This is a genomic window from Mucilaginibacter sp. P4_G9 (assembly GCF_056400985.1).
The window spans coordinates 1-1,176 of record NZ_JBFUKF010000788.1 but is presented as its reverse complement, the minus strand read 5'-3'; the positions used below and the strand labels follow the sequence as shown (position 1 = coordinate 1,176).

The 1,176-nt window shown below is 41.7% G+C and carries 1 protein-coding gene; it reads left to right on the top strand.

Annotation, left to right across the window (positions count from 1 at the left end; all coding sequences use genetic code 11):
• On the top strand, positions 1-1,176 hold a 1,176-nt coding region (locus AC1DPZ_RS27660; protein ID WP_477409570.1), incomplete at both ends, for a M23 family metallopeptidase.

Here is a 1,176-nt window from a genome sequence, read left to right as displayed (position 1 = left end):
GTTTTGGGCGTGCTATTTATATTACCCATCCTAATGGATATACCACCGTTTATGGTCACCTGCAAAGCTTTACACCAGCGGTTGCAGCTTTGGTAAAAGCTTACCAGTATGAGCATCAAACCTTTGAGGCCGACTTTAAATTAAGTCCGGCCCAGGTGCCTGTTTGTAAGGATGAAGTGGTAGCCATATCGGGTAATGCAGGTGCATCTGCCGGTCCTCATGTACATTTCGAGATCAGGGATACACAAACCGAAGAAACCATCAACCCGCAGTTGTTTGGCTTAACTATTCCGGATAAAGTGCCACCCACYATCACTTCCATAGGTATTTATCACCTTAACGGCAATCCATTCAGCGAAAAAACGCAGCGTGAATTTATGGCCGTTAGCGGGGCAAACGGTAATTATCACTTAACAAAACCCCAGGTATTGCATTTAAGTGGCAATATTGGTTTCGGTATAAATACAACCGATATGAACAGTACATCTGCCAATCATAATGGAATTTATTCAYTGGAGCTGAAACTGGATGGCCAAACAGTATATACCTTTGCAGTTGAGCGTTTTGCGTTCGATCAAACCCACGCCATTAATGCCTATATAGACTACCCTGCTTTTACCTCATCGCACAGGTGGATGCAGAAATGCTTTATTATGCCAGGCAGCCATATTTCGCTTTATCCGCAATCTATCAACAGAGGTATTATAACCTTTAATGATAATGCAATACATGAAGTTGAATACCTGGTAAAAGATGTGGCTGGTAATACTTCATCATTAAAATTAAAAGTACAAGCAAGCCAGTTTAACGCTGCTGTCAATAAAATGGCAGGTACTTTATTTCACTATGATAAAAAAAGTGAGTTTAGTACCGATAAGGTAAAAGTGACTGTTATGCCCGGCAATTTGTATGACGACCTGGATTTTGCCTACTCCATTTCACCAAAACCGGTTTCAGCCTATTCATCGGTACACCATATCCATAACCGCTTAACCCCTATTCATGATAGTTATGAGCTTTGGATAAAGCCCGAAGCCGATTTAAGTAAAAATGCCGATAAGGCAGTTATTGTAAGCACAGCGGGCTTTTGCCAGGGCGGTTATTACCAGGATGGCTGGGTAAAATCGCAGCTGAGCAGTTTTGGCGATTTTTATATTAAACTGGATACTATACCAC